The sequence below is a fragment of the Pseudomonas sp. PAMC 29040 genome (assembly GCF_003994535.1).
Taxonomy (GTDB): domain Bacteria; phylum Pseudomonadota; class Gammaproteobacteria; order Pseudomonadales; family Pseudomonadaceae; genus Aquipseudomonas; species Aquipseudomonas paraversuta.
The window spans coordinates 177,443-196,728 of sequence record NZ_RZAA01000004.1 but is presented as its reverse complement, the minus strand read 5'-3'; the positions used below and the strand labels follow the sequence as shown (position 1 = coordinate 196,728).

Annotated in this window: 15 protein-coding genes; 4 read left to right on the top strand and 11 right to left on the bottom strand. The window is 60.4% G+C overall.

The window, feature by feature from the left end; translation table 11 throughout:
• Window positions 1-5: 5 nt before the first annotated feature.
• Complete coding sequence (locus WG29040_RS08645) at window positions 6-3,065, top strand: efflux RND transporter permease subunit (RefSeq protein ID WP_127196017.1); 3,060 nt, start codon at window positions 6-8, stop codon at window positions 3,063-3,065.
• Window positions 3,066-3,152: 87 nt separating this feature from the next.
• Here WG29040_RS08645 and WG29040_RS08640 read toward each other — a convergent pair whose 3' ends face one another.
• Entirely contained in the window at window positions 3,153-3,554 is a 402-nt protein-coding gene (locus WG29040_RS08640; RefSeq protein WP_003440366.1) for a YbaY family lipoprotein, read from the bottom strand.
• An 86-nt stretch (window positions 3,555-3,640) separates the two neighbouring features.
• Entirely contained in the window at window positions 3,641-6,154 is a 2,514-nt protein-coding gene (gene plsB / locus WG29040_RS08635) for a glycerol-3-phosphate 1-O-acyltransferase PlsB (protein ID WP_010655969.1), read from the bottom strand.
• Between the two features lie 240 nt (window positions 6,155-6,394).
• On the opposite strand from plsB, the gene WG29040_RS08630 reads away from it, so the two are divergent.
• Window positions 6,395-6,604 carry a cold shock domain-containing protein gene (locus WG29040_RS08630; protein ID WP_003440369.1) on the top strand — a complete coding sequence of 70 codons (210 nt, stop codon included), beginning with the start codon at window positions 6,395-6,397 and terminating at the stop codon, window positions 6,602-6,604.
• 110 nt (window positions 6,605-6,714) lie between these two features.
• On the opposite strand, the gene WG29040_RS08625 is transcribed toward WG29040_RS08630, so the two are convergent.
• From WG29040_RS08625 to WG29040_RS08610, 4 genes are all read right to left on the bottom strand, one after another.
• Window positions 6,715-7,095, bottom strand: coding sequence for a hypothetical protein (locus WG29040_RS08625; protein ID WP_127196016.1), 381 nt, complete (start codon window positions 7,093-7,095; stop codon window positions 6,715-6,717).
• Between the two features lie 80 nt (window positions 7,096-7,175).
• Window positions 7,176-7,985 carry a putative RNA methyltransferase gene (locus WG29040_RS08620; RefSeq protein WP_010655967.1) on the bottom strand — a complete coding sequence of 270 codons (810 nt, stop codon included), beginning with the start codon at window positions 7,983-7,985 and terminating at the stop codon, window positions 7,176-7,178.
• Window positions 7,985-9,136 (bottom strand): succinyl-diaminopimelate desuccinylase, encoded by a 1,152-nt coding sequence (gene dapE / locus WG29040_RS08615; protein ID WP_003440376.1) that lies wholly within the window; start codon window positions 9,134-9,136, stop codon window positions 7,985-7,987. Before dapE ends, WG29040_RS08620 begins: the two co-directional genes overlap by 1 nt.
• Window positions 9,137-9,234: 98 nt before the next feature.
• The gene (locus WG29040_RS08610; protein ID WP_003440388.1) at window positions 9,235-11,826 is read right to left on the bottom strand and encodes a glycosyltransferase; all 2,592 of its coding nucleotides are present in this window, start codon (window positions 11,824-11,826) and stop codon (window positions 9,235-9,237) included.
• A gap of 275 nt (window positions 11,827-12,101) precedes the next feature.
• On the opposite strand from WG29040_RS08610, the gene tcdA reads away from it, so the two are divergent.
• Window positions 12,102-12,911, top strand: coding sequence for a tRNA cyclic N6-threonylcarbamoyladenosine(37) synthase TcdA (tcdA, locus tag WG29040_RS08605; RefSeq protein ID WP_003440391.1), 810 nt, complete (start codon window positions 12,102-12,104; stop codon window positions 12,909-12,911).
• A gap of 103 nt (window positions 12,912-13,014) precedes the next feature.
• Here tcdA and WG29040_RS08600 read toward each other — a convergent pair whose 3' ends face one another.
• The 4 genes from WG29040_RS08600 to WG29040_RS08585 are packed head-to-tail and all read right to left on the bottom strand — an operon-like array spanning window position 13,015 to window position 16,114.
• Entirely contained in the window at window positions 13,015-13,419 is a 405-nt protein-coding gene (locus WG29040_RS08600; protein WP_003440394.1) for a SufE family protein, read from the bottom strand.
• Window positions 13,416-14,621: a cysteine desulfurase gene (locus tag WG29040_RS08595; protein ID WP_127196015.1), complete on the bottom strand. Its 1,206-nt coding sequence runs from the start codon at window positions 14,619-14,621 to the stop codon at window positions 13,416-13,418. Before WG29040_RS08595 ends, WG29040_RS08600 begins: the two co-directional genes overlap by 4 nt.
• Window positions 14,622-14,680: 59 nt before the next feature.
• Window positions 14,681-15,715 (bottom strand): 2,3,4,5-tetrahydropyridine-2,6-dicarboxylate N-succinyltransferase, encoded by a 1,035-nt coding sequence (dapD, locus tag WG29040_RS08590; protein ID WP_003440400.1) that lies wholly within the window; start codon window positions 15,713-15,715, stop codon window positions 14,681-14,683.
• A gap of 36 nt (window positions 15,716-15,751) precedes the next feature.
• Window positions 15,752-16,114, bottom strand: coding sequence for an ArsC family reductase (locus WG29040_RS08585; protein ID WP_127196014.1), 363 nt, complete (start codon window positions 16,112-16,114; stop codon window positions 15,752-15,754).
• A gap of 229 nt (window positions 16,115-16,343) precedes the next feature.
• On the opposite strand from WG29040_RS08585, the gene WG29040_RS08580 reads away from it, so the two are divergent.
• Window positions 16,344-17,987: a Na+/H+ antiporter gene (locus WG29040_RS08580; RefSeq protein WP_003440407.1), complete on the top strand. Its 1,644-nt coding sequence runs from the start codon at window positions 16,344-16,346 to the stop codon at window positions 17,985-17,987.
• A gap of 77 nt (window positions 17,988-18,064) precedes the next feature.
• On the opposite strand, the gene dapC is transcribed toward WG29040_RS08580, so the two are convergent.
• A complete protein-coding gene (gene dapC, locus WG29040_RS08575; RefSeq protein ID WP_127196013.1) occupies window positions 18,065-19,264 on the bottom strand; it encodes a succinyldiaminopimelate transaminase in 1,200 nt (399 codons plus the stop codon).
• Between the last annotated feature and the right edge of the window lie 22 nt (window positions 19,265-19,286).

The window sequence follows — 19,286 nt, the reverse complement described above, 5'->3', positions numbered from 1 at the left end:
TCCCGATGGGTTTCAACCTTTCCGCCTGGGCGTTGCGCAATCGTCAAATCGTACTGTTTCTGATGTTGTTACTCGCTATCGTTGGTGGGCTTTCCTACACCAAGTTAGGGCAAAGTGAAGACCCGCCGTTCACCTTCAAGGCCATGGTGATTCGCACGTTGTGGCCGGGTGCCAGCGCCGAGGAAGTCTCGCGCCAGGTGACCGAGCGCATCGAAAAGAAGCTGATGGAAACCGGCGATTACGAGCGGATTGTTTCGTTCTCGCGACCTGGCGAGTCACAAGTGACCTTCATGGCCCGTGACTCAATGCCTTCGGCGCGGATTCCGGAGCTGTGGTATCAGGTCCGAAAAAAAATCAGCGACATTCGCCAGAACCTGCCGCCGGATATTCAGGGACCATTTTTCAACGATGAGTTCGGCACTACTTTCGGCAATATCTACAGCCTGAGTGGCGAAGGCTTCGACTACGGGGTGCTTAAAGACTACGCCGACCGCATCCAGATCCAGCTGCAACGGGTCAAGGATGTGGGCAAGGTCGAGCTGCTGGGGCTGCAGGACGAGAAAATCTGGATCGAACTCTCCAACCTCAAGCTCGCCACTCTGGGCCTGCCGCTGGCGACTGTGCAACAAGCCCTCAAGGAGCAGAACGCAGTCTCTACCGCCGGTTTTTTCGAGACCCCGACCGAGCGTGTTCAATTGCGCGTGAGCGGCAATTTCAAAACCGTTGAACAGATCGAGGGGTTCCCGATCCGGGTGGGGGAGCGCACCTTGCGGATCAGTGATGTGGCGGACGTACATCGCGGCTTTAATGATCCTCCGGCACCGCGCATGCGCTTCATGGGGCAGGATGCCATTGGCCTGGCCGTGGCGATGAAAGACGGCGGCGATATTCTGGTACTGGGCAAGGCGCTGGAAACAGAGTTCGAACGACTCCAGAAAAACCTCCCCGCCGGGATGCAACTGAGCAAGGTGTCGGATCAACCGGCGGCGGTGAAAAGCAGCGTCGGTGAATTCGTCCAGGTGCTGGTGGAAGCACTGGCAATCGTGTTGCTGGTGAGCTTCTTCTCGCTTGGGGTGCGCACCGGCCTGGTGGTGGCGCTGACGATCCCGCTGGTGTTGGCGATGACATTTGCCGCCATGTACTACCTGGGCATAGGCCTGCACAAAATCTCCCTGGGTGCGCTGGTGCTGGCGCTGGGGCTGTTGGTGGATGACGCGATCATCGCTGTGGAAATGATGGCGATCAAAATGGAGCAGGGCTACGACCGGCTCAAGGCGGCGAGTTTTGCCTGGACCAGCACCGCGTTCCCGATGTTGACCGGCACCCTGATTACGGCAGCGGGTTTTCTGCCGATTGCCATGGCGCAGTCGAGCACCGGTGAGTACACCCGCTCGATCTTCCAGGTGGTGACCATTGCGCTGCTGGCATCCTGGATTGCCGCGGTGGTGTTCGTGCCGTATCTGGGGGCATTGCTGCTGCCGGATCTGGCGAAGATCCATGGGGCCAAACATGGCAGCGCGACGCCCGACCCCTACGGCACCCCGTTTTATCAACGGGTACGACGGCTGGTGGAGTGGTGTGTGCGTCGGCGCAAGACCGTGATTGTACTGACGGTGCTGTTGTTTTTAGGGTCGGTGGTGCTGTTCCGGTTCGTTCCGCAGCAGTTTTTTCCGGCTTCGAGCCGCCTGGAATTGATGGTCGATTTGAAACAGGCAGAAGGTGTCTCGCTGAGCAACACCAACGAGCAAGTCAAACATCTGGAAAGCTTGCTCAAGGATCACCCCGGGATTGCCAACTATGTGGCTTACGTGGGGACCGGTTCGCCACGTTTTTACTTGCCACTGGATCAACAGTTGCCGGCGGCCAGCTTCGCCCAGTTCGTGGTGCTGGCCAAGAGCATCGAGGAGCGTGAAACCCTGCGCACCTGGTTGATCGAGACCCTTGATCAACAGTTTCCGGGGGTTCGCTCGCGGGTTACCCGCCTTGAAACAGGCCCGCCGGTTGGATACCCGGTGCAGCTTCGGGTGACTGGCGAGCATATAGAAGAGGTACGGGCCCTGGCGCGCAAGGTAGCGGCCAGGGTTCGGGAGAATCCCCACGTGGTCAATGTTCACCTGGACTGGGAGGAACCGAGCAAAGTGGTGTACCTCAATGTCGACCAGGACCGGGCGCGGGCTTTGGGCGTAAGTACAGCGAACCTGTCGCACTTCCTGCAGAGCACCTTGCTGGGCTCCTCCGTCAGCCAGTACCGGGAAGACAACGAGTTGATCGAAATCCTGTTGCGCGGCACCTCCCATGAGCGCACCGAACTGTCGTTGCTGCCGAGCCTGGCGGTACCGACCGACAATGGTCAGAGTGTCGCCCTGTCGCAAATCGCGACCCTGGAATATGGCTTTGAAGAAGGCATTATCTGGCACCGCAACCGCCTGCCGACCGTGACCGTGCGCGCCGATATTTATGGCAAGGAGCAACCGGCCACGCTGGTGCAGCAGATTCTGCCGACATTGCAGGATGTGCGGGCAGAGCTGCCGGATGGTTACCTGCTGGAAGTGGGCGGCACGGTTGAAGACTCCAGCCGTGGGCAGGACTCGGTGAAAGCCGGTGTACCGTTGTTTATCGTGGTGGTGCTGACCCTGTTGATGGTGCAGCTGCGCAGCTTCTCGCGCATGGTGATGGTGTTTTTGACCGCGCCGCTGGGGTTGATCGGGGTGACCCTGTTCTTGCTGGTGTTCGGCAAACCTTTCGGCTTTGTTGCGATGCTGGGCACCATTGCCCTGTCCGGGATGATCATGCGCAATTCGGTGATCCTGGTGGACCAGATCGAACAGGACAAAGCCGCAGGGATGGACCCCTGGCAGGCGATTATCGAAGCGACGGTACGCCGGTTCCGGCCGATTGTGCTGACTGCCCTTGCCGCGGTGCTGGCGATGATCCCGCTGTCCCGTAGCGTGTTCTTCGGGCCGATGGCGGTAGCGATCATGGGCGGGCTGATAGTGGCGACGGCCCTGACTCTGCTGTTCTTGCCGGCGCTGTATGCGGCGTGGTTCAGGGTGAAGAAGGTTTAACCCTGGCCTGAGGTGGGGCATTGTTGAAGTGGGGGCTGGCTTGCCGGCGATGCAGGCAACTCCAGCCCCTACAGGATCATGCGCTGTTTATTGTTGAACCTGATCAACCCGCAGGCGAATCGGTTGCTGGGTTTTGGCATTCAGGTCGACGCTGTTGCGCTCAGTGGTGATGAACAACAACTGACCGTTATCTTCAATCCGTGCACTGACTGCATAGGTGTGGCCCGGTTTGACTTCAGCCGGGTCATAGCTCAGGTGGAAAGGTAGCGGAACCTGGCCTTTGACCGGGCCGCTTTGTTTGGCCAGGGTGACTGCCGGAGCGTCGGCCAGTGACACATCCTGCAGGCTCACTTCAAGGGTGGCGCCAGGCGGCAGGGCGATACGTTGCAGGTAAAACACTTCGCCATCGAGAGCGGCTTGCGGGGCAGGTGTCATAGAGCTGCAGGCTCCGAGCAGGGCAGTCAGGCTGAGTAAAAGGACTTTTTTCATGCGGGAGGCTCCATAGGGCAGGCATTAACGCCATGCGTTGAGAGGGCGCCTGCCAGACAAATGTTCAATCTGGCAGGCGCTTTTGCTTATTTAAGCGGTTTTTCCAAAGACAGCGGCGCTTGATCTGCCGGGTCTTCGCTGCGGTGCAAGGCCACCTGACGGATCGACAAGCGGATCTCGGCGGGCAGCACGCGTTTGGCCGCGCCTTCAGCCAGTTCGCCAAGCAGCTCGTGATAGCTCAACTTACCGTTGGCGTCGCGGCGCAAGACGTCTTCTTCGAGCAAGCTCTGGATAAAGTGGCGGAACAGGCTCTTGTCGAAGAACTCCGGGGCATTGAGGCCATGCAGGATCGACAGGCGCTGGGCCATCATGGTGCACAGGTCTTCCAGCTCTTCGGCGCTCAAGGTGTTCTGGCCGCTGTTGAGCAGCAACGAGATGGCCATGTAGAAGCGCTGCAGGGTTTGCGCAATGCTCCTGGACAGTAGCGTCAGCAGCACAAAATGCCGCGAGCTCGGGGCCGGGCGCAGGTACACAGCGTTTTCAAAGCGCAGCAAACCCTGTTCGACAAACGCCTCTAGCCACTGATCCACCACGGCGTCCAGCTCATCTTCGGACCAGCGGATAAACAGTTCCGATTGCAGGTACGGATACAGGGCGTGGGTGTAACGCAGGATTTGCTCGCGGGTCATGCGCGAGCTGCTCTGGAAGAAGCTGGCCAGCAACGCCGGCAGGGCAAAGATATGCAGCACGTTGTTGCGGTAGTAAGTCATCAGGACGGCGTTTTGCTCATCCAGATACAGGACCTTGCCCAGTGCATCGCTCTGCTCGGAGAGCAGGTCCATGCTTTTCACGTGTTCGATCAGTGCCTGACCGTCACCTTCAGGCACGGTGGTGTGGGGTGAATAGGGGACGCGGCGCAGCAGGGCCAGATACAGGTCCAGCACGCGGGCCATGGCCCGGTCATCCAGCGCCAGTTTGCTGGTGGACAGGAGCACCAGCGCCACCAGGTTGACGGGGTTGATGGCTGCGGCTTCGTTCAGGTGCCGGGCGACTTTCTCCCCCAGCCGGTTAGTAGCCCCGTGCAACCACTCAGGCCGGTACGACGGAGCCAGTTCCTGCTGGCGCCAGCCCGGTTGTTCCCCATCGAGAAACTCGGCGAGTTTGATCGGCTCGCCGAAGTTGACCGCCACCTGGCCAAACTTCTGTTTCTTGAGTGCGCCGATGACTTTGAAAATATCGAATACCGATTCTTTTTTCTTGCTCGCCCCGCGCAGCTCTCCGAGGTAGGTGCGGCCCTCCAGCACCCGCTCGTAACCGATGTACACAGGTACAAAGACGATCGGCATGCGCGATGAGCGCAGGAAGCTGCGGACGGTGATGGCCAGCATGCCGGTTTTCGGTTGCAGCATGCGCCCGGTGCGCGAGCGGCCGCCTTCGACGAAATATTCCACCGGGAAGCCTTTGGTGAACAGGGTATGCATGTATTCGTTGAACACCGAGGTGTACAGCGGGTTGCCCTTGAACGTGCGGCGCATGAAAAAAGCCCCGCCACGGCGCAGCAAGCGCCCCATCAGCGGCATATTGAGATTGATCCCGGCAGCAATGTGCGGCGGAGTCAGGCCGTTGCGAAACAGCAGATAAGACAGCAGCAGATAATCGATATGGCTACGGTGGCATGGCACGTAGACGATTTCATGGCCCTGGGCCACGTTCTGCACGCCCTCGATGTTGTGGATTTTGACCCCGTCGTAAATCTTGTTCCAGAACCAGCTCAGTATCACTTCAAAAAAACGGATTGCCGTGTAGGTGTAATCCGAAGCGATTTCGTTGGCGTAGCGCAGCGCCAGGGCTTTGGCTTTGTCCGCAGATATATTCTCGCGCTCGGCTTCATCCACAATCGCCTGGCGTACGGCCGGCTCCTTGATCAGACCTTTGACCAGGTTGCGGCGGTGGGACAGGTCGGGGCCGATGGTGGCGGTTTTGAGGTTGCGAAAGTGCACTCGCAAAATGCGCTGGGCCATGCGTACCGTGCGCTCATGGCCCTTGTTGTGGTCAATCAGTTCGCGCAAATGAATCGGCGCGGAAAACTGCACGCGGGTCTTGCGCCCCAAAATAAGAATGCGCAGCAAGCGGCGCAGGCGCCCGGTGACTGCCCAGCTGTCGGCAAACAGCAGTTTCCAGGGGCTGGACTCGCTGTCGGGGGACTGGCCCCAGAACACGCTGACCGGGATGATTTGCGCGTCCTCGCCCGGGTTGAGGGTCAAGGCATCTACCAGTCGGGTCAGCGCAGGAGGGGCGCCGCGCTTGTCCTGACGTCCCAGCCAGTCGGGCTCGGGGGTCAGGTAAAAGAACGCTTCGGGCTCGATCATGCTGCCAACGGCGACCGGCAGCACGGGGCGCGGCAAGCCGGCCTTGGTGCACTCGGCGTCGACCACTGCCAGTTCGGTCAGTGAGGGCGATTGCAGCACGTAGAACACCGGCCGGCTGCGATCCAGATTCAGTGTCAAGGACGACTGATTGATCGTTTCCGAGCGCACCCACAGGTACAGCAAGCGACGCAGCGCGCCAAATACAAGACGACGGAATGGGGAGCGGGTCATACGGCTTCTGCGTTAGTGGATTAAAACGAATGTTTACTCGTGCCGGTAGTGTGCCGTATCTCTGGAAAATCGGCAAAAAAGCAGCGAACTAATATTGATTGAGTGTTTTTTTTGCTGACTTATACTCGGGGGTCTTTCGCCATGCTGCACAAGACCCAGTCTGCAAAAACCAGGTTCGAGCGAAAGTTCTCAAAGGGCTGATGGTAGAGCCCGATCAATAATAAAAAGGGGGAAGGATTCATGAGTACGCGCGTAACAGGCAGTGTGAAGTGGTTCAACGACGCCAAAGGCTACGGCTTTATTCAGTGTGCCGATGGTGCCGATGTGTTCGTGCATTACCGTGCCATTCGCGGCGAGGGGCATCGCTCCCTGGCCGAGGGACAGCAGGTCGAATACACCCAGGTCAAGGGTGACAAGGGCTTGCAGGCTGAGGATGTGGTGGGGTTGTAGGCAGGCCCTGTAGCCGCTGTCGCAGGCTGCGATAAGGGCCGCCGGCCCTTCAAACAGCAGGGGTGCTGCGCACCCCGTCGCAGCCTGCGTCAGCGGCTACATGTTTCACTTCAGGGCCCGGTTTTCCAGGTGATTTCTTCCTGACCGTCTTCGCTGATACGAATCCAGCGATCAGCGTCAGCTTCGCCCTGTTCCTCTTCCCACGTGCCCGGTGCGCAACGCACTTCGACGTTCAGCGCTTTGAAAGCGGCCTGGGCGCAGGCAATGTCGTCATCCCACGGGGTTTTATCGCTGTCCAGAAACAGGCTGTTCCATTTGCCGACGGCATTTGGCATCCAGGTCACAGGTATGTCGCCGGCGGTGCATTTCCACACCTGGCCTTTCTTCACCCAGGGGGTGCAGGGGCCCAGGGCCTCGCTAAGCCATGTAACGACGTGTTCATGACCGGCTTTGGCTTCTTTCAGGTAAATCTCAATATCGGGCTGGCGCATGGATGTCCTCACTGCGTATCTGAAAAATCCATTCGCGGATTAGTCGGGCCAGGGGCGGCTGCCCCTGGCCGTAAAGTGGGTTATTGAAGAATGAAGTAATCGTAGCGCATCGACACAGTGACCACTAAAGGCTGCGGGTGGTCGATGACCTGGGCCCGACGTTCGGCACTGGCACGCCAGCCATGGGGGGTCATGGCCAGCAGGTTGGCGCGGTCCTTGGGTTCACTCAGGCTGAGCACGAACTCCAGGGTTTCACTGTGCTGCAACTGCATGCCTTCAGGCACCAGCGCCAGGTGTTTGTCGTCAGCGTAGTCGCGTACTTCGTCGTACAGCCGTTCACGCAGCTCCATCAGGTGCCCGCGGGTCGGGCCTACGCGCATCAGGCCGCCGCCGGGGCTGAGCAGGCGTTTGGCTTCCAGCCAGTCCAGCGGGCTGAACACGCTGGCCAGAAACTGGCAGCTGGCATCGGCCAGTGGCACCCGGGCCATGCTGGCGATCAACCAGGTCAGGTGCGGGTTGCGCTTGCAGGCACGCTTGACGGCTTCGCGGGAGATGTCCAGCGCGTAGCCGTCGGCGTTGGGCAGCGCCTCGGCGATTTGCGCGGTGTAGTAACCCTCGCCGCAACCGATGTCGAGCCAGCGCTGGGGGGCGCGTTCGGCGGCCAGTTCAGCCAGTCGCTTGGCCACAGGCGCGTAGTGACCCGCGTTGAGGAAATCGCGACGGGCTTCAACCATGGCCTGGTTGTCGCCAGGGTCGCGGCTGTTTTTGTGCTGCACGGGCAACAGGTTCAGGTAGCCCTGACGGGCGCGGTCAAAGCGATGGCCCGTCGGGCAGGCCACGCCATTGTCGACTGCGCTGAGGGGTTGCGAACAGATAGGGCAGGCAAGCATCAGGCAAGCAACCTGATCAGGGTCTGGTAGTAGATTTCGGTCAGCACGTCGAGATCGCTGGCCAGAACCCGCTCGTTGACCTGGTGGATGGTCGCGTTGACCGGGCCCAGTTCAACCACTTGGGTACCCAGGGTCGCGATGAAGCGTCCGTCCGAGGTGCCGCCGCTGGTGGAGGCTTTGGTTTCGCGGCCGGTCACCTGTTTGATGCTCGACGACACCGCATCCAGCAGTGCGCCCGGCTCGGTCAGGAACGGCAGGCCGGACAGCGCCCAATCGATGTGCCAGTCCAGGCCGTGCTTGTCGAGGATGTCTGCGACACGCTTTTGCAGCCCTTCAACAGTGGACTCGGTGGAGAACCGGAAGTTGAACACCGCCACCAGATCGCCGGGAATCACGTTGGTGGCGCCGGTGCCGGAGTTCAGGTTGGAGATCTGGAAGCTGGTTGGCGGGAAGAAGGCGTTGCCGTTATCCCAATGCTCGGCGGCCAGTTCGGTCAGTGCGGGCACGGCCAGGTGAATCGGGTTTTTGGCCAGGTGCGGGTAGGCCACGTGACCCTGTACCCCGCGCACGGTGAGTTTGGCGCCCAGGGAGCCGCGACGGCCGTTTTTAACCACGTCGCCCACCAGAGTGGTGCTCGACGGCTCACCGACGATGCACCAGTCCAGACGCTCATTGCGGGCCTTGAAACGCTCGATCACGGCTTTGGTGCCGTGATGGGCCGGGCCTTCTTCGTCACTGGTGATCAGAAACGCCACCGAACCCTTGTGGTCCGGGTAGTCGGCGACGAAGCGTTCGGCGGCAACCAGCATGGAAGCAAGACTGCCTTTCATGTCGGCAGCGCCACGGCCGCAGAGCATGCCGTGCTCGTCGATCAAGGCGTCGAATGGATCGTTTTGCCAGGCCTGCACCGGGCCGGTGGGTACCACATCGGTATGGCCAGCGAAGCACAGCACCGGGCCTTCGTTTTTACCGTGGGTGGCCCAGAAGTTGTCTACGTCTTCGATGCGCATGGGTTCCAGCTTGAAGCCGGCATCACCCAGGCGCTGCATCATCAGCTTCTGGCAATCGGCATCGATCGGGGTCACTGAAGGGCGACGGATCAAATCGCAGGCAAGTTGCAGGGTCGGCGAAAGGTCGGCGTGGGCCGTCATGGGGTGGACTCCGAAGCTGAGCGTGGCAGGGCACAAAAGGGCGGTTATCTTAAAGCAAAACGGCGACCAGAGGCCGCCGTTTAGTGGTTGCAGTCAATTTATACGGCCGGGTGCTCTTCTGGCGCTTCCACCGGTTTGGGCAGTGAAGACAAGAAGGCCATGATCAGCGCCGCCAGATACGGCAGCGACTGCACCAGCAGCATGACCACCCAGAAACGCATGTCGTTGCTCGGCAGGCCCTGGACCAGGAAGATCCCCAGTGCCGCGCCCCAGAGCAGCAGCATGATGAACACCTCTTCACGGGCTTCCGAGATGGCGACCCAGAATCCGTGATTGTCGGCGTTTTTCGGGGTGCGGAAGAACGGAATGCTGGTGGTGAAAAATCCGTACAGCACCGCTTTGGCGATGGTATGGGACAGGGCCAGACCTGCCAGGGCCGCGGCAAACGCGTCCTTGAGGTTGACCCCCACGGCGCGGCGGTACAGGAAGATGATCTTGCCTACCTTGAACACAAACAGGGCCAATGGCGGGATGGCGAAAATCAGCAGCGGCGGATCAACCCGCGTCGGCACAATGATCATCGCCGCCGACCACAGCAGGGCGCCCACGGTGAAGAAGATGTTCATGCCGTCGGCTACCCACGGCAACCAGCCCGCGAGGAAGTGATAACGCTGGCCACGGGTCAATTGCGTATCTTTGCCGCGCAGCAGGCTGGAGGCGTGACGCTTGATAATCTGAATCGCACCGTAGGCCCAGCGGAAGCGCTGTTTCTTGAAGTCGATAAAGGTGTCGGGCATCAGCCCTTTGCCGTAGCTATTGTGGGAATAGGCAGCGGAATAGCCTTTTTCGAACACGCGCAGACCCAATTCGGCATCTTCACAGATACACCAGTCTGCCCAGCCAAGCTCCTCGAGCACGGAACGCCGGGTCATGGTCATGGTGCCGTGCTGAATGATCGCGTCGCGGTCATTGCGGGTGACCATGCCGATATGGAAGAAGCCCTTGTACTCCGAGTAGCAGAGCTTCTTGAAGGTGCTTTCGTTCTGATCACGGTAGTCCTGGGGCGACTGCACGATGGCGATTTTCGGATCGGCAAAGTGCGGCACCATGTGCTTGAGCCAGTTGCGATCGACACAGTAATCGGAGTCGATCACGGCAATCACTTCGGCATCCGGCGCGGTGTGCGGGATCAGATAGTTCAGCGCGCCGCCCTTGAAGCCGGCCAGCGGGGCAACATGGAAGAACTTGAAGCGCGGGCCAAGGGTTGCACAGTAGTCGCGCACCGGCTCCCAGACCGCCGGATCCTTGGTGTTGTTGTCGATAATCAACACTTCGAAGTCCGGGTAGTCGAGGTTCGCCAGTGCATCGAGGGTCTGTTTGACCATCTCTGGCGGCTCGTTGTAGCACGGCACGTGGATCGACACTTTTGGCCGGTAGGCGTCCTCGTGTTCAACCGGCAGAAACTCGCGCCGCCGCTTGCGAATCCATACGGCCTCGGCCAGTTCATGGGCCTCGGTCAGCAGTACGATAAACACCCCGAACGCACCGAGTCCGAGCAGGATGCCTACGGTCAGACTGAACCAGGTGCTGTATTGCTGGCTGTAGTCGTAACCGATCCACACCAGCACCGACCCGCACAGGAACGCGGTGAAGGTCAGGAAAGTGCGGCCACGCTGACGCAGGGCGGAACCGTCGATCAGCAGCAAGGCCAGCGACAGCAGGCCCATGACCACTGAGCCAATGGCCAGTACCCGCCACTGCGGGATAGCCACTACCGGGCCTTCAAAGTTGAATTTTTGCTGGCGCGCGGCGTTGTACACGCCCCAGTACGCGCCCACCGAGCCTTCGTCACTGGCTTTCCAGGGTTGGTCGAAGGCTTCGATCACAAAGTAGTTGTAGCCGCGACGGTTAAGCGTATTGACCAGTGTGCGCAGGTAAATGGCCTGGTCAGCCGGGGTCGCATCGGCGCCACCGCGCATGCGGCCGTTGCTCGGCCAGCCAACCTCCGAGAGCAGCAGCGGTTTTTTCGGGAACATTTTTTTCAGGTCGCGGGCACGGTCCAGGACGAACTCGCCGGCCTTGTCCACGGGGATAAATTCCCAGTACGGCAAAATGTGCGCAGCGATCAGGTCAACGTGCTTGGCCAGTTGCGGGTATTTCTCCCAGATATGCCACTGCTCGGAGGTGGTGACCGGCACCTTGACGGCTGCCCGCACCCGGTCCAGCAACACGATCAAGTCTTCCGGGGTGATCTCTTCACGGAACAGGGCTTCGTTACCCACCACAACCCGCACTACGCTGCGCGAGTTATTGGCCAGTTCGATGGCTTTCTGGATTTCGCGCTCATTGCGCTCAAGGTCCGGACTGATCCAGATCCCGATGGTGACCCGCAAGCCGAACTCTTCCGCCAGCTTGGGAATATCGCCCAGGGTGCCGTCGACCGAGTAAGTCCGGATGTTGTCGGTCAGCTTGCTGATGATTTCCAGATCGCGACGCATTTCGTCGTCGGTCGGGTACTGGTCTTTCTGCGGGTACTGGCCTTGCTGAAACGGCGAGTAGGAAAAGCCCGAGATTTGCTCGGGCCAGTTAGGCGCAGAAACCGGGCGATTGATCAGCGCCCAGAAGCCGGTGAACAGGGCGGCGATGGCCAGCACCACCACCAGGTTGAGTCCAAATTTACGCGATGACATAACTATTTCGGGTTCCAAAGGGAGTGGAACGAAGATCGTTCGGCAGTTACCAAGCGGCGCGCATCCTACACCGCGCTCTGACCGGCCGTACAGCGCACGGAATCAGGTCCGGCGTTTGGCAGCGGCGGCCGATTTAAGTTCTTGCATTATTATTTGCAGCTCTTGCCTCGTTGTACCTCCAGGTATTAAAGCAGGCTTGGTCGCGCAGCCTCCAGGAAAGATACAAAACCCCGGGTCATGCCCCTATAATGCGCGCCGGTTTCAGGGTGATGGTCATGAGTACAGAAGATCCACGGTTTGCCGGTGTAGCCCGGTTATATGGCATAGAAGGCCTGGAGCGGCTGCGCGCGGCCCATGTAGCAATCGTCGGTGTGGGCGGTGTCGGGTCGTGGGCGGCAGAAGCCATTGCCCGTTGTGGCGTAGGTGAAATCTCGCTGTTTGATCTGGATGACGTGTGCGTCAGCAACAGCAATCGCCAGTTACACGCCTTGAGCACGACCATTGGTCGAGACAAGGTGGAAGTGATGGCCGAGCGTCTGCGTCAGATCAATCCTGACTGCAAGGTGCATGCAGTGGCTGACTTCGTGACTCGCGAAACCATGGCCGAATACATCACCCCCGATATCGATTGCGTGATTGACTGTATCGATAGCGTGAATGCCAAGGCAGCGCTGATTGCCTGGTGCAAGCGGCGCAAGATCCAGATTATCACTACCGGTGGTGCGGGGGGGCAGATTGACCCGACGCTGATCCAGGTCTGCGATTTGAACCGCACCTTCAATGATCCGCTGGCTTCAAAAGTGCGTTCGACCTTGCGCCGCGATTATGGCTTCTCGCGCACCATGACCCGTCATTACAGCGTGCCTTGCGTATTTTCCACCGAGCAGCTGCGCTATCCGAAGCCTGACGGCAGCATTTGCCTGCAGAAAAGCTTTGTGGGTGACGGGGTCAAGCTTGATTGCGCCGGTGGGTTTGGCGCGGTGATGATGGTGACGGCCACTTTTGGCATGGTCGCGGCCACCAAGGCCGTGGACAAGATCGTGGCGGGCGTGCGGCGGCCCTCGGAGCGGGTGAAGCCTGCCTGATCGGCCCCGTTAATCGTCCCGATGCCATCGCTGGCAAGCCAGCTCCCACACTGTTTTTGTAGGCGCTAATACCCCGTGGGAGCTGGCTTGCCAGCGATGGGGTTTAGCCTGCCAGCTCGCGCATCCGCTGCAATACGGCATTCAGCCCATTACTGCGCGACGGTGACAGCTGCCGGCTCAAGCCCAGCTGGTTGAACCACTCGGGCAAATCCACCTGTTGCAGCTGTTCGCCGGACAAGCCATTGACCCGTGCCAGCAATAGGGCGACCAGCCCGCGGATCAATCGTGCATCGCTACTGGCTGCAAACTGCCAGTGACCGTCGCGCAGCTCACCCAGCAACCACACCTGACTTTCGCAGCCATGCACGCGGTTGGCTTCGTTTTTGTCTGCCAGGTCAAGCTCGGGCAGGCGTTGCCCCCATTGCATCAGCAAGCGCGCGCGTTGTTCCCAGCCTGTGCAGTGTTCAAAACTGTCGAGGGCGGCCTGTGCATCGGCGGGCAGGGTCATTGCAGCAACTCCAGCGCCTGGTCCAGCGCCTCGAAAAAACGCTGTAGATCGTCGGAGTCGTTGTACAGCGCCAGCGACACGCGGATAGCTCCGGCCAGACCGAAGCTTTTGAGCAGCGGCATGGCACAGTGATGACCGGCCCGCACAGCGATGCCTTGCTCAGTCAGCAGATGTGCCAGGTCGGCATTGTGCACGCCGTCAACCACAAAGCTCACCAGCGCCAGCTGTGGCGAACCCAGCAGGCGAACCCCCTGGCGTTGCGTCAAGCCGTCGATCAGCAGGCTGTGCAATGCGGCTTCGTGGGCTTCGACGGCTGCTTGATCCAGAGTGGACAGATAGCTGAGGGTTGCGCCCAGACCGATCACGCTGGCAATCGGCGGAGTACCGGCTTCAAAGCCCAGCGGTGCCGGGCGAAAGGTTGCGCTCTGGTAGTCAGCGTCTTGCACCATCTCGCCACCGAACTGCCAGTGCTGCAGGCGGGCCAGCGCGGCGTGGCGGCCAAACAGCACGCCCAGCCCGTCCGGGCCGTACAGTTTGTGGCTGGAGAAAACGTAAAAGTCGCAGCCCAGCGCGTTCACGTCATGCCGGCCATGGACGATGCCCTGGGCGCCATCAACCACGGTCAGCGCATTTTGCGCCTTAGCCAGAGCCAGCAGCTCAGGTAACGGCTGCCATACACCGAGCACATTGGATAACTGGCTGACGGCCAGCAGGCGGGTGCGGGGGGTGATCAGGCGGGCGGCGGCATCGAGGTCGATCACGCCGTCGGCATCCAGCGGCAGTACCACCAGAGTCAGTTTTTTACGCTTGGCAAGCTGTTGCCACGGCAGCAGGTTGGCATGGTGTTCCAGGGCGCTGATAACGATCTCGTCGCCCTGGGTAAATTGGTGTTCCAGCCCATAGGCCAGAAGGTTCAGCGCCGAGGTGGCGCCGTGGGTGAAAACAATTTGCCCGCAGTCGCTGGCGTTGAGCCATTGCGTCACTTTCTTACGGGTGTTTTCAAACGCCTGGGTCGCATGGGCGCCCGGCAGATGCTGGGCGCGGTGCACATTGGCTGCGCCATTGGCGTAGTAATGCTGCAGTGCGTCGAGCAGGGCCTGGGGTTTTTGTGTAGTTGCAGCGTTGTCCAGATAGGTCTGGTCCTGACGTTGCATGGCGGCGATGGCAGGGAAGTCAGCGCGCCAGGGGGAAGGCAAAAGCATGGTGTTCAGGGCTCTGTTGACGGGACCAGAGGCTGGCCCCGTCAGTGGCAGACAGACGCTTAGTTGTGAGCGTGCAGTGCTTCGTTCAGCTCGATGGCCGACTTGTGGGTTTTGCATTCCACAGCGCCGGTTTCCGAGTTGCGGCGGAACAACAGGTCTGGCTGACCGGCCAGGTCACGGGCCTTGACCACTTTGACCAGCTGGTTGTTCTCGTCCAGCAGCGCGACCTTGGTGCCGGCGGTTACATAAAGGCCGGACTCAACGGTGTTGCGGTCGCCCAGCGGGATACCGATACCGGCGTTGGCGCCGATCAGGCAGCCTTCGCCAACCTTGATCACGATGTTGCCGCCGCCCGACAGGGTGCCCATGGTGGAGCAGCCGCCGCCCAGGTCCGAGCCCTTGCCGACGAATACGCCCGCCGAGACGCGGCCTTCGATCATGCCCGGGCCTTCGGTGCCTGCGTTGAAGTTGACGAAACCTTCGTGCATCACGGTGGTGCCTTCGCCGATGTAGGCGCCCAGACGGATCCGCGCGCTGTCAGCGATACGCACGCCGGCCGGAACCACGTAGTCGGTCATTTTCGGGAACTTGTCGACCGAGAACACTTCCAGCAACTCGCCACGCAGGCGGGCTTCGAGCTGACGCTCGGCCAGTTCGCCCAGGTCGATGGCACCCTGGCTGGTCCATGCCACGTTCGGCAGCAGCGGGAACACGCCAGCCAGGCTCAGGCCGTGGGGCTTGACCAGGCGATGGGACAGCAGGTGCAGCTTGAGGTAGGCCTCGGGGGTGGAGGTCAGGGCTGCATCTTCGGCCAGCAGGGTGGCGACCAGCGGCTTGTGGCTTTCAGCCAGACGGGTCAGCAGGGCGGCCTGGGCGGTGTCGATCGGTTTGGCGATTTCAGCCATTTGTGCAGCTTGCGCGGTGCTGAAGGTGATTGCCTGGTTGCCGCCGGTGTAGCCCAGGATCGGGGCGATGGCTGCGATCAGCTCGGCCGACGGGTTAAGCAACGGTTGGGCGTAAAACACTTCCAGCCATGCGCCTTGACGATTCTGGGTACCAACACCAAAGGCCGCGCTGAATAGGGTAGTAGACATGCAATTACCTCTTGAACATAAATAAATGGGCGGGCTTTAAAGAAGGGCCGCCGCATAAAGATCTGGCTTGAAGCCAATCAGGGTTTTGTCTCCGAGATCGAGCACCGGGCGCTTGATCATCGAGGGTTGGGCAAGCATCAGTTCAATGGCTTTCGCCTGGTCGAGATCGGCTTTGCGTTCGTCGTCGAGTTTGCGAAAGGTTGTACCGGCGCGATTGAGTACCACTTGCCAGCCGTGCTCGTTGCACCATTGGGTCAGGTGCTCGCGGTCAATACCGCTGGCTTTGTAATCGTGGAAGTCGTAGCGCACGGCATGCTCATCCAGCCAGGTGCGAGCCTTCTTCATGGTGTCGCAGGCCTTGATGCCGAAAAGGTGCAACGTCTTGTTCGAATCGGTCACTGGATTGCCCCTCCTTTGAATACGCCGGGAAATGATCGGTGGCGGATTATGCCATGAGCAGCGGCCTTGGGCTCGGCCGGGTGCAAGCTTGGCATGTACGTGTGACAGGTCGTCGCATTGCGACTTTTGTTCAGCGGTCAGAGCCCGGGCTTAAAGGCTACTATGGTACGCAATGGGGAAATTGTTGCCTCATATGTTTTAAGGCTTATTGTTCGGGAATCCTGTTGATATGCAAACTGCCTATACCGTCCTCATCTTGCTGATGCTGGTGGGCGTCTCGCGTTTATTGGGGCGCGTGATTCCGCTGCCTCTGCCCCTGGTGCAGATTGCTGCCGGTGCAGTGCTGGCGTGGCCAACCCTGGGCTTGCACGTGGCGCTGAACCCCGAGTTATTTCTCTTTTTGTTTTTGCCGCCGTTGTTGTTCTCGGACGGTTGGCGCATGCCAAAGCGCGAATTCTGGCGCCTGCGGGGGCCCATTCTGACGCTGGCCGTCGGCTTGGTGCTGTTCACTGTCGTGGGGGCCGGCTACTTCATTCATTGGCTATTACCGAGCATTCCTCTACCCGTTGCGTTTGCCCTGGCCGCCGTACTGTCGCCGACGGATGCGGTGGCGGTATCGGCCATTGCCCAAAACCGGCTGCCGGCACCCCTGATGCATATGTTGCAGGGCGAGGCGTTGATGAATGACGCGACCGGCCTGGTGACCTTCAAGTTCGCCCTGGCGGCAGCCATCACCGGGGTTTTTTCCCTGGCCAATGCCAGCGTGACTTTTTTGCTGGTGGCTTGTGGCGGCCTGGCGATAGGTGTGGCATTGAGCTGGGTTGTAGGGCGCATGCGCTCGTGGATGATCACGCGGGGCTGGGATGATCCGGCCACGCATGTGGTGTTCATGCTTCTGCTGCCGTTTGCCGCTTATGTACTGGCCGAGCGTCTGGGGGCTTCGGGTATTTTGTCGGCGGTAGCGGCGGGGATGATGCAGAGCTGGCTGGATTTGTTGCCGCGGCAAACCAGTACCCGGTTACTGAACCGCAGCGTGTGGTCGCTGCTGGAATTTGCCTTCAATGGCCTGATTTTCTTGCTGTTGGGCCTGCAGTTGCCGGACATCATCAAAGCCGTCGTCAGACTGGAGCCCACACTGTGGCCGACCCTGATGTATCGCTGCCTGGATGTAGTGGTGATCTTTCTGGTGCTGTTGGCGTTGCGTTTTATCTGGGTGCAGAGCATCTGGCGCTTGTCCGGCCTGTTGCGCCGCTGGCGCGGCAAGGGCGAGTTGACCATGGTGCCGACTGCACGTTCCTGCTGGTTGCTGACGGTGGGCGGGGTGCGTGGGGCCGTGACGCTGGCGGGCGTGATGTCGGTGCCGCTGTTGATCAGCGAAGGCCTGGATTTTCCGGAGCGCGAACTGTTGATCTTCATTGCCGCCGGGGTGATTTTGCTGTCGTTGATCGTGGCCTGCATTGCCTTGCCCCTGTTGTTGCGCGGTATCCCCAAGAGTCAGGACGATGCCATGCGGGCTGAAGTGCGCGAAGCGTGGCGGCGCACGGCGGAAGCGGCGATTCATGCGCTGGAGGCTGAAGAGGTGGTCGAGCCCGAGAAACAGGATGCTGCGCTGGCGGCATTGGCGGCTGAATTGAAGGCGCGGATCATGTCCGAGTACCGGCATCAGCTTGAGGTGTTCAATGACTCGGCGGAAGCTCAGGCGCTGGCGTCGCAGATGGACCATCTGGAAAGCCGTTTGCGGCTCAAGGCGCTCAGGGCGCAACGGCTGGAGCTGTACAGCTTGCGTCGCCACCATGAAATCGGTGATGACGTACTCAGTGAAGTCCTGCGGGATCTGGACTTGAGCGAGGCCAACCTGGGAACCGTGAAGTAGCCCGACATCTGCAGCAGCGAGCTCGCCTCATGATCTTTAAAGATCGCGGGGCAAGTTCGCTGCTGCAGGTCTGGAGGTTATTTGCGGCGCAGAATGAACTCGCGAATCCGTTCTGCGGCTTCTACGCATTCTGCCAGCGGCGCTACCAGTGCCATGCGCACGCGGCCGGCGCCGGGGTTGAAGCCGTCGACTTCGCGGGACAGGTACGAGCCCGGGACCACAGTCACCTGTTCTTCGGCGAACAGGTCGCGGCAAAAGTCTGCGTCATCCCCTTCAACGTTGGGCCACAGGTAAAAGCCGCCGTCCGGGCGCTGTACGTCGAGGACCGGGCCCAGAATTTCCAGCACCGCATCGAACTTCTCGCGATACAGGTCGCGGTTGGTGCGCACGTGGGCTTCGTCGTTCCAGGCCGCAATGCTGGCCAGCTGGGTTTGAACCGGCATGGCGCAGCCGTGGTAGGTGCGATACAGCAAAAATGCCTTGAGGATCTCGGCGTCACCGGCCACGAAACCCGAGCGCAGGCCCGGCAGGTTGGAGCGCTTGGACAGGCTGTGGAATACCACGCAGCGTTTGAAATCTTCACGACCCAGGTCTACGCAGGCGCTCAGCAGGCCGACGGGCGGTGTCTGCTCGTCGAAGTACAGTTCGCTGTAGCACTCGTCGGCGGCAATCACGAAGTCATGTTTGTCAGCCAGGGCGATCAGTTTTTTCAGGGTGTCGAGGGGGATCAGCGCGCCCGTCGGGTTGCCCGGTGAGCACAGGAACAGGATCTGGCAGTTGTCCCAGGTCTCGGCCGCTACGGCGTCGAAGTCCGGGTTGAAGCCATGCTCTGCCAGGCACGGCAGGTAGTGCGGTTTGGCGCCGGCGAGGAACGCCGCGCCTTCGTAGATCTGGTAGAACGGGTTCGGACTGATCACCAGCGCGTCGTCGCCACGGTTGACCACGGTCTGGGTGAAGGCAAACAGCGCTTCACGGGTACCGTTGACCGGCAGGATGTTGCGCGCCGGGTCGAGCCAGCCTTTTGGCACCTGGAAACGTCGCTCGGCCCAGCCGCCAATGGCTTCGCGCAGGGCCGGGATGCCGAGGGTGGTCGGGTAGACCGCCATCTGGTCCAGGTTGTCGGCCAGGGCCTTGGCCACGAAATCCGGCGAGCGGTGTTTGGGTTCGCCAATGGACAACGCAATCGGGCGTTTGTCGGTGTTGGGCTGCACGCTGCCAAGCAGGGCGCGCAGTTTTTCGAACGGATAAGGCTGAAGCTGGTTTAGAGCGTTGTTCATTGGATGCGGGTCTCGCTCGGCG

Excerpts from the sequence above, each read along its gene's own strand:
- WG29040_RS08645 (WP_127196017.1), top strand. The coding sequence starts at position 6 with ATGGGTTTCAACCTTTCCGCCTGGGCGTTGCGCAATCGTCAAATCGTA.
- WG29040_RS08640 (WP_003440366.1), bottom strand. The coding sequence starts at position 3,554 with ATGAAAAAAGTCCTTTTACTCAGCCTGACTGCCCTGCTCGGAGCCTGC.
- plsB (WP_010655969.1), bottom strand. The coding sequence starts at position 6,154 with ATGACCCGCTCCCCATTCCGTCGTCTTGTATTTGGCGCGCTGCGTCGC.
- WG29040_RS08630 (WP_003440369.1), top strand. The coding sequence starts at position 6,395 with ATGAGTACGCGCGTAACAGGCAGTGTGAAGTGGTTCAACGACGCCAAA.
- WG29040_RS08625 (WP_127196016.1), bottom strand. The coding sequence starts at position 7,095 with ATGCGCCAGCCCGATATTGAGATTTACCTGAAAGAAGCCAAAGCCGGT.
- WG29040_RS08620 (WP_010655967.1), bottom strand. The coding sequence starts at position 7,985 with ATGCTTGCCTGCCCTATCTGTTCGCAACCCCTCAGCGCAGTCGACAAT.
- dapE (WP_003440376.1), bottom strand. The coding sequence starts at position 9,136 with ATGACGGCCCACGCCGACCTTTCGCCGACCCTGCAACTTGCCTGCGAT.
- WG29040_RS08610 (WP_003440388.1), bottom strand. The coding sequence starts at position 11,826 with ATGTCATCGCGTAAATTTGGACTCAACCTGGTGGTGGTGCTGGCCATC.
- tcdA (WP_003440391.1), top strand. The coding sequence starts at position 12,102 with ATGAGTACAGAAGATCCACGGTTTGCCGGTGTAGCCCGGTTATATGGC.
- WG29040_RS08600 (WP_003440394.1), bottom strand. The coding sequence starts at position 13,419 with ATGACCCTGCCCGCCGATGCACAGGCCGCCCTCGACAGTTTTGAACAC.
- WG29040_RS08595 (WP_127196015.1), bottom strand. The coding sequence starts at position 14,621 with ATGCTTTTGCCTTCCCCCTGGCGCGCTGACTTCCCTGCCATCGCCGCC.
- dapD (WP_003440400.1), bottom strand. The coding sequence starts at position 15,715 with ATGTCTACTACCCTATTCAGCGCGGCCTTTGGTGTTGGTACCCAGAAT.
- WG29040_RS08580 (WP_003440407.1), top strand. The coding sequence starts at position 16,344 with ATGCAAACTGCCTATACCGTCCTCATCTTGCTGATGCTGGTGGGCGTC.
- dapC (WP_127196013.1), bottom strand. The coding sequence starts at position 19,264 with ATGAACAACGCTCTAAACCAGCTTCAGCCTTATCCGTTCGAAAAACTG.